Consider the following 8,030-nt stretch of genomic DNA (forward strand, 5'->3'; position numbering starts at 1 on the left):
GACCGGCGCCACAGCCCTCTGCACACCTGCTCGTCGTATCGGCCGTCTCCTTGAGGATGGTCTCCACCTGCGCGGAGGTCAGGTTGGAGTTCACCGCCAACATCAGCGCCACGATACCCGCCACGTGCGGGGCGGCCATGCTCGTGCCGTTGTACCGGTCATAGGCGGGCGCCCTGTTGGCCTTGGGCAGGGTGGACAGCACGCCGTCCGGGAAGTCGTCGCCGTTGAGGTCCTCGCTCACCTGGCCACCCGTGGCCATCACGTCCACGGGGGCGCCGTAATTGGAGAAGCTGCTGCGCTTGCCGTTGAAGCGGACCGAGCCCACGCAGATGACGTTCTGCATGTTGCACGGGAAGGTGTCGGTGGCGTTCGTGTTCTCGTTGCCGGCGGCGATGACGAAGATGGTCCCCTTGCCCACGGCGGCGTTGACGACGTCCTGCAACGACTGGGGCGCGGTGCCGGTTCCCCCGAGGCTCAAGTTGATGACGCGGGCGGGCGTCGTATTGGCGCGCGCACCGGGCACGCTGCCGCCAGCGGCCCAGTTCATGCCCGCGGCGATGTCGGCCAGCGTGCCGCCCTCCTTGCCCAGCACGCGCACGGGAAGGAGCTTGCCCTTCCAGGTGACGCCCGCCACGCCGGTGCCGTTGTTGGACAACGCGCCGATGGTGCCGGCCACGTGCGTGCCGTGGAACGAGGAGCCGCCGGTGGGCGTGTCGCCGCCCACGTCGTTCGGGTCGTTGTCGAGCCCGTTGCCATCACCCGCGCTGCTGGCATCCGAGATGAGGTCGATGCCGGGGACGACGCGGGCGTCCAGGTCCGGGTGCGTGACGATGCCGGTGTCCACCACCGCCACCACCATGGAGTCCGAGCCGGTGGTGAGGTCCCAGGCGGCCGGCAGGTTCATGTTCGGGTAGTGCCACTGCTGCGCGTAGAGCGGATCATTCGGCACCGCGAAGGGGACCACGCGCAGGTTGCTCTCGGCGTAGCGCACGCCGGGCGCGCTCGCCAACGACTGGACGAGGGCGGTGTGCTCCGCGCTCGTCAGCGCCCGGACGGCCGACGCCTCCTGGGTGCCGCCCATGGCCTGCACACCGGCGCGCTCGAAGCGGAAGACGTGCAGGTGCTCGCTGATGTAGCCCTTGTGCACGGCGCTGTAGCCGGACACCCGCACCCGGGCGAGGGCCGCCTCGGGGGACAGGTTCGCCTCCTCGAAGCGGACGATGGCCTCGCCCTTGATGATGGGATCCTGGAGCACCAGGTTGCTCGTGGGATAGCCCGTGCGCAGCACACCCTTGGAGGCGAGCGCGCTCGTGATGGCCCGGGAGAGCTTGTCCGCCCCCATCTCCTTCAGCACGAGCGGCTGGGTCGCGACGAACCCGGAAGCGGACTGCTTCTGGAACGGCGACAGGGTGCCCTTCACCGAGCCGGTGACCGGCGTGGTGGGCACGGGAGGGTCTTCTTCGAGGATGGGGCAGGCGGTGAGGCACAGCAGCCCCAGGATGGCGAGTCGGCGGATCATGGATTTTCCCCCGGACCCCAACAAAGGTCCGAAATCAGACCCTAGAACCGCATGACCCAAGGCGTCCAGACGGCTGCCGGCCAGCCTGGCCACCCCTCGTTCTCCTGGACCCGGTGCGAGCCTTCTCCCTACAGTGCGCCCCCGCCGTCACTCATGGCGTAGGCATCGAGGGGATACACCGGGTGAAGCAGGGCATCGAGCTGGAGAAGATCACACGCGTCGTGGACGGTGAGACGCACCTCGCGGACATCCACCTGAAGCTCGAGCCCGGCTCCTTCAACGTGCTGCTGGGCCGCACACGCGCGGGCAAGACGTCCCTGCTGCGGCTGCTGGCCGGGCTGGACCGGCCCACCTCGGGGCGCCTCTTCGCCAACGGCACCGACGTGACGAACGTGGACGTGCGCCGCCGCGACGTGGCCATGGTGTACCAGCAGTTCGTCAACTACCCCTCCCTCACCGTCTACGAGAACATCGCCTCGCCGCTGCGGCTGGCGGGGAAGCTCGGCGCCCAGGAGCTCGACCGGCGCGTGCGGGAGACGGCGGCGGCGCTCCGCCTGGAGCCCTTCCTGCAGCGGTTGCCCGCGGAGCTGAGCGGCGGGCAGCAGCAGCGCACGGCCATGGCGCGCGCGCTGGCCAAGGACGCCTCCCTGCTGCTGCTGGACGAGCCCCTGGCCAACCTCGACTACAAGCTGCGCGAGGAGCTGCGCACCGAAATCCGCCAGCTCTTCCGCGACCGCCCCTCCGTCGTGGTGTACGCCACCACCGAGCCCACCGAGGCGCTGCTGCTCGGCGGGCGGACGGCGGTGCTCCACGAGGGGCGCCTCTTGCAGGTGGGCCGGACGCTGGAGGTGTACCAGACGCCCGCCACCGAGCGCGTGGGTCAGGTCTTCAGCGATCCTCAGATGAACCTGTGGGACCTGGAGGTCTCCGGGGAGTCCGGGGCGCGCCTGTCGCCCGAGGTGGCCTTCCCGCTGTCCGGACACCTGCGGGGACTCGCCCCCGGCCGCTACCGTCTGGGCGTACGCGCCCACCACCTGCGGCTCGCGCCCGGCTCGCCCGAGGACGTCCGCATCCCCGCGCATGTGGAGGTGGAGGAGGTCAGCGGCTCCGAGACGCTCATCCACGCGGCGCACGGGAAGCTGTCGCTCGGCGCCCAGGTGGAGGGCATCCACCGGCACCCGTACGGCGCGCCGCTGGAGCTGTTCGTCCCACCGTCCCGGATGTTCGTGTTCGGCCCCGAGGGCAAGCTCGTGGCCGCGCCCCCCTTCGCCTCCGAGGAGTCCGCGCATGGCCAGGATTGAGCTCCGCGGCATCGCCCACGCCTATGTGCCCTCGCCGTCGTCCGACAAGGACTACGCCCTGCGCCCCCTGGAGCTCGTCTGGGAGGACGGCGGCGCCTACGCGCTGCTGGGGCCCTCGGGGTGCGGGAAGACGACGCTGCTCAACATCATCTCCGGCCTGCTGCGGCCCTCGCGCGGGCAGGTGCTCTTCAACGGCGTGGACGTCACCGGGGCCCTGCCGCAGCAGCGCAACATCGCCCAGGTGTTCCAGTTCCCCGTCATCTACGACACGATGACCGTCGCCGAGAACCTCGCCTTCCCGCTGCGCAACCGGGGCCTGGGGGCCGCGGAGACGCGCTCGCGGGTGGAGGAGGTGGCGGAGCTGCTGGAGCTCACCCCGGACCTGGGAATGCGGGCGAGCGGGCTGTCGGCGGACCTGCGACAGCGCATCTCCCTGGGGCGCGGACTGGTGCGCCGGGACGTGGCGGCCATCCTGCTGGACGAGCCGCTCACGGTCATCGACCCGCACGTGAAGTGGGTGCTGCGGCGCAAGCTGAAGCAGGTGCACGAGCAGTTGAAGATGACGCTCGTGTACGTGACGCACGATCAGGTGGAGGCGCTGACGCTCGCGGACCGGGTGGTGGTGATGAACCAGGGGCGCGTGGTGCAGGTGGGCACGCCGCAGGAGCTCTTCGAGCGCCCGGCGGACACCTTCGTCGGCTACTTCATCGGCAGCCCGGGGATGAACCTGCTGGCGTGCACCGTGGAGGACGGCGAGGTGGTGGTGGAGGGGCAGCGCCTCGCGCTGGACGCGGGCGTGTGCGCGCGGGCGAAAGCGAACGGGGGCGAGCCGCGACTCGGCATCCGGCCCGAGTTCCTGCGACGGGTACCGGAGGGCACGCCCTCCTCGGTGCGCGTCGAGGTGACGCAGGTGGAGAACCTGGGGCGCCACAAGCTGGCCACGGCGCGGCTGGGGGCGCAGTCCCTCAAGGTGCGGCTGCCGGAGGAGGAGCGGCTCGCGCCCGGGGAGGCGTGCTGGCTGGAGCTGCCGCCGCGCTGGACGACGCTGTACGCGGGAGGCGGTGCCATCTCATGAGCAAACCCATCAATCAACGCGCCTGGTTCCTGGTGCTGCCCGTGCTGGTGGCCGTCGCGTTCAGCGCCGTCATCCCGTTGATGACGGTGGTGAACTACTCGGTGCAGGACATCCTCGGCCCGGAGCAGCGCGTCTTCGTGGGGACGGAGTGGTTCCGCAAGGTGCTGAGAGATCCCGAGCTGCACGGGGCCTTGCGGCGGCAGCTCGGCTTCTCCCTGGCGGTGCTCGCGCTGGAGATTCCGCTGGGCGTGGCCCTGGCGCTCGTGCTGCCGAAGGAGGGGCGTGCCGCGTCCGCTTGCCTGGTGCTGCTGGGCCTGCCGCTGCTCATCCCCTTCAACGTGGTGGGCACCATCTGGCAGATCTTCGCCCGAGGGGACATCGGCCTGCTGGGCGTGACCATCAACGGACTCGGCTTCTCGTACAACTACACCGCCCACGCGCTGGATGCCTGGCTCACGGTGCTGGCCATGGACGTGTGGCACTGGTCGCCGCTGGTGGCCCTGCTCTGCTACGCGGGCCTGCGCGCCATCCCCGACGCCTACTACCAGGCGGCGCGCATCGACGGTGCCTCGGCCTGGGCCACGTTCCGCTACATCCAGCTCCCCCGGCTGCGTGGGGTGCTGACCATCGCGGTGCTGCTGCGCTTCATGGACAGCTTCATGATCTACACCGAGCCCTTCGTGCTCACCGGCGGCGGGCCCGGCAACGCCACCACCTTCTTGAGCCAGTACCTGACGCGGCTCGCGGTGGGGCAGTTCGACCTGGGACCGGCGGCGGCCTTCTCGCTCGTCTACTTCCTCGTCATCCTGCTGTTCAGCTACATCTTCTATACCGCCATGACGAGCGCGGACCGGGAGGCGGCGAAATGAAACGCCTCGCCGTTCCCCTCTATCTGTTGCTGAGCTTCGTCCCCATCTACTCGCTGGTGGGCATGTCGCTGAAGACGAACGAGGAGATCCTCGGGGGCTTCACGCCCTGGCCGCGCAACCCCACGCTGGCCAACTACCTCGTCATCTTCACCGACCCGGACTGGAGCGGCGCCTACCTCAACTCGCTGACGTACGTGGGCATCAACACGGTGCTCTCCGTGCTGCTGGCGCTGCCCGCGGCCTATGCCTTCTCGCGCTACCGCTTCCTCGGGGACTCGCACCTCTTCTTCTGGCTGCTGAGCAACCGCATGTCGCCGCCCGCGGTGTTCCTCCTCCCCTTCTTCCAGCTCTACTCGAGCATCGGCCTGTTCGACACGCCCTGGGCCGTGGCGCTGGCCCACATGCTCTTCACCGTGCCGCTGTCGGTGTGGATCCTGGAAGGCTTCATGTCCGGCGTGCCGCGAGAGATTGACGAGACGGCGTACATCGACGGCTACAGCTTCCCCCGCTTCTTCCTGCGCATCTTCCTGCCGCTCATCCGCTCGGGCGTGGGGGTGACGGCGTTCTTCTGCTTCATGTTCTCGTGGGTGGAGATGCTGCTGGCGCGCACGCTGACGTCGGTGGACACCAAACCCATCGTGGCCACCATGACGCGCACGGTGAGCGCCGCCGGCATGGACTGGGGCGTGCTGGCCGCGGCCGGCGTGCTGACGCTCGTGCCGGGCGCGGTGGTCATCTACTTCGTTCGCGACTACATCGCCAAGGGCTTCGCCCTGGGGAGGGTGTGAGCCCATGGACCTGGAATGGATGGCCTGGACGGCGCCGACGGCCAGCTTCTTCGTGGTCATCGTGCTGCTGCTCGCGGCCTACACCGTCTGGGGAATCCGCTCCCCTTCCCCGCCCCACAAGGGCCTGCTGCCCATGATCACCACCCGGGGTGACCGGCTCTTCGTGGGCCTGCTGGGCAGCGCTTTCATCAATCTCGCGTGGGTCGGTCTGACAGAGGCCTCGCAGTGGTTCGCCGTAGGTTTGTCGTTGCTGTTCATGCTCGTCATCGCTCGATGGGGGTAGTCACGTTGAAGATCGCGTTGAGATGGACGCTGGCCCTGGCGCTCGCAGTGCCCGTGGCCGGATGCAAGAAGGAGTCGAAGCCGGCGGAGGGGGAGAAGCCCGCCGCCACCGCGCAGCCGCAGCAGCAGGTGGACACCGCCGCGCTGGAGAAGGCCGCCGAGAAGTGGGTGGACCAGGAGTTCCAGCCGAGCACCCTCACCCGTGAGCAGCAGCTCGCGGAGATGAAGTGGTTCCGCGACGCCGCCGCTCCCTACCGCGGCACGACCATCAACGTGGTCTCGGAGACGATCGACACGCACGTCTACGAGTCCAAGACGATGGCCAAGGCCTTCGAGGAGATCACCGGCGTCAAGGTCAAGCACGACCTCATCCAGGAAGGCGATGTCATCGAGAAGCTGCAGACCCAGATGCAGTCGGGTCGCAACATCTATGACATGTATGTCAATGACAGCGATCTGATCGGCACGCACGTGCGCTACGGGCACGTGGTGGCGCTGTCGGACTTCATGGCGGGCGAGGGCAAGGACGTCACGCTGCCCACGCTCGACATCAACGACTTCATGGGCAAGAGCTTCGTCACCGGCCCGGACGGGAAGATGTACCAACTGCCGGACCAGCAGTTCGCGAACCTGTACTGGTTCCGCGCGGACTGGTTCAGCCGGCCGGACCTGAAGGAGCGCTTCAAGAAGAAGTACGGCTACGAGCTGGGCGTGCCGGTGAGCTGGTCGGCCTACGAGGACATCGCCGAGTTCTTCACCAATGACGTCAAGGAGATCGACGGCGTCCGGGTGTACGGCCACATGGACTACGGGAAGAAGGACCCGTCGCTCGGGTGGCGCTTCACGGACGCGTGGCTGTCCATGGCGGGCGTGGGCGACAAGGGCTTCCCCAACGGCAAGCCGGTGGACGAGTGGGGCATCCGCGTCGAGGGCTGCAACCCGGCGGGCGCCTCGGTGGCGCGCGGCGGCGAGACGAACGGCCCGGCCGCGGTGTACGCGCTCACCAAGTACATCGACTGGCTGAAGAAGTACGCGCCGCCGCAGGCCGCGGGCATGACGTTCTCCGAGGCCGGTCCGGTGCCGGGCCAGGGCAACGTGGCGCAGCAGATCTTCTGGTACACGGCCTTCACGGCGCCGCTGACGAAGCCGGGGCTGTCGGTGGTGAACGCGGACGGCACGCCGAAGTGGCGCATGGCGCCCTCGCCGCACGGCCCGTACTGGGAGGAGGGCACCAAGCTGGGCTACCAGGACACGGGCTCGTGGACGATGCTCAAGAGCACGCCGCTGGAGCGCCGCAAGGCCGCGTGGCTGTACGCGCAGTTCGTGGTGGCCAAGAGCACGTCGCTGAAGAAGTTCCTGGTGGGGCTCACGCCGATCCGTGACTCGGACATCCGCTCGGAGCACGTGACGAAGGTGGCGGACAAGCTGGGCGGCCTGGTGGAGTTCTACCGGAGCCCGGCGCGCGAGGCGTGGACGCCCACGGGCACCAACGTGCCGGACTACCCGAAGCTGGCGCAGCTGTGGTGGCAGAACATCAGCCTGGCCGTCGAGGGCGAGAAGACGCCGCAGCAGGCGATGGACTCGCTGGCCGAGCAGATGGACGACGTGCTGGGCCGGCTGGAGCGCGCCGGCATGCAGAACTGCCCGCCCAAGCTCAACCCGGTGAAGGACGCGAAGTTCTGGTTCGACGCGCCGGGCGCCCCCCGGGCGAAGGTCGCCAACGAGAAGCCCAAGGGCGAGACCGTGCCCTATGAGCAGCTCCTGGCGGCCTGGAAGGAAGGGCGCGTGAAGTAGCGCGCCTGCCCTGCCTCAAGAGCGGAGTTGTAGAAAGGCAGGAACGCACCGCCCAGAGCAGGTGCGTTCCTGCTCAATTCAAGAGCATCACCACAACTTCAACGGGGGAGCGGCATGTCCGTCAAAGACGATGTTCGCCAAGAGTATGAAGATCTCAAGAACCATTTCCGGAATACAAATTTTGAAGAATTCAAGGCCGGAGGATGGTTCCCACAGTTCGTAAAGTAGATGTTGGAGGAGTACGCGCGGAAGGTAGACGCGGAGTAACCGTTCACCACGTCAGGCGGTGGCGAGTCGCAGCTGAGATTGCGAGGGCAGCAACGAGGGTCCGCGCTGTCCGCGTAGCAAAGCCTCACAGGAGGCCGTCAGGTATTCCAGTACGTTGCGCTGCTGCTGCTTGAG

7 protein-coding genes are annotated in these 8,030 nt (G+C 68.3%); 6 read left to right on the top strand and 1 reads right to left on the bottom strand.

All coding sequences use genetic code 11. The annotated features are described in order from the left end of the window. Positions 1–1,519, bottom strand: a 1,519-nt coding sequence (locus VF794_RS14815; protein ID WP_331110881.1) for a S8 family serine peptidase, incomplete at its 3' end; no start/stop codon positions are given. Positions 1,520–1,701: 182 nt separating this feature from the next. On the opposite strand from VF794_RS14815, the gene VF794_RS14820 reads away from it, so the two are divergent. Genes VF794_RS14820 through VF794_RS14845 form a run of 6 tightly spaced genes read left to right on the top strand, consistent with a single transcriptional unit; the run spans position 1,702 to position 7,628 of the window. Further along, positions 1,702–2,820: an ABC transporter ATP-binding protein gene (locus VF794_RS14820; protein ID WP_331110883.1), complete on the top strand. Its 1,119-nt coding sequence runs from the start codon at positions 1,702–1,704 to the stop codon at positions 2,818–2,820. Continuing rightward, complete coding sequence (locus VF794_RS14825) at positions 2,807–3,895, top strand: ABC transporter ATP-binding protein (RefSeq protein ID WP_331110885.1); 1,089 nt, start codon at positions 2,807–2,809, stop codon at positions 3,893–3,895. The genes VF794_RS14820 and VF794_RS14825 overlap by 14 nt, the downstream gene beginning before the upstream one ends. After that, entirely contained in the window at positions 3,892–4,764 is an 873-nt protein-coding gene (locus tag VF794_RS14830; RefSeq protein WP_331110887.1) for a sugar ABC transporter permease, read from the top strand. Before VF794_RS14825 ends, VF794_RS14830 begins: the two co-directional genes overlap by 4 nt. Then, complete coding sequence (locus VF794_RS14835; protein WP_331110889.1) at positions 4,761–5,552, top strand: carbohydrate ABC transporter permease; 792 nt, start codon at positions 4,761–4,763, stop codon at positions 5,550–5,552. Before VF794_RS14830 ends, VF794_RS14835 begins: the two co-directional genes overlap by 4 nt. 4 nt (positions 5,553–5,556) lie before the next feature. Further along, positions 5,557–5,835, top strand: coding sequence for a DUF2160 domain-containing protein (locus VF794_RS14840; protein WP_331110890.1), 279 nt, complete (start codon positions 5,557–5,559; stop codon positions 5,833–5,835). A 5-nt stretch (positions 5,836–5,840) separates the two neighbouring features. Further along, positions 5,841–7,628, top strand: a complete 1,788-nt coding sequence (locus tag VF794_RS14845) for an ABC transporter substrate-binding protein (RefSeq protein WP_331110892.1) — start codon at positions 5,841–5,843, stop codon at positions 7,626–7,628. Positions 7,629–8,030: the final 402 nt, after the last annotated feature.

This window comes from Archangium sp., from assembly GCF_036389735.1.
Lineage (GTDB): Bacteria > Myxococcota > Myxococcia > Myxococcales > Myxococcaceae > Archangium.

Coding starts and splice junctions, on each gene's coding strand:
- VF794_RS14830 (WP_331110887.1), top strand. CDS start 3,892: ATGAGCAAACCCATCAATCAACGCGCCTGGTTCCTGGTGCTGCCCGTG.
- VF794_RS14835 (WP_331110889.1), top strand. CDS start 4,761: ATGAAACGCCTCGCCGTTCCCCTCTATCTGTTGCTGAGCTTCGTCCCC.
- VF794_RS14840 (WP_331110890.1), top strand. CDS start 5,557: ATGGACCTGGAATGGATGGCCTGGACGGCGCCGACGGCCAGCTTCTTC.
- VF794_RS14825 (WP_331110885.1), top strand. CDS start 2,807: ATGGCCAGGATTGAGCTCCGCGGCATCGCCCACGCCTATGTGCCCTCG.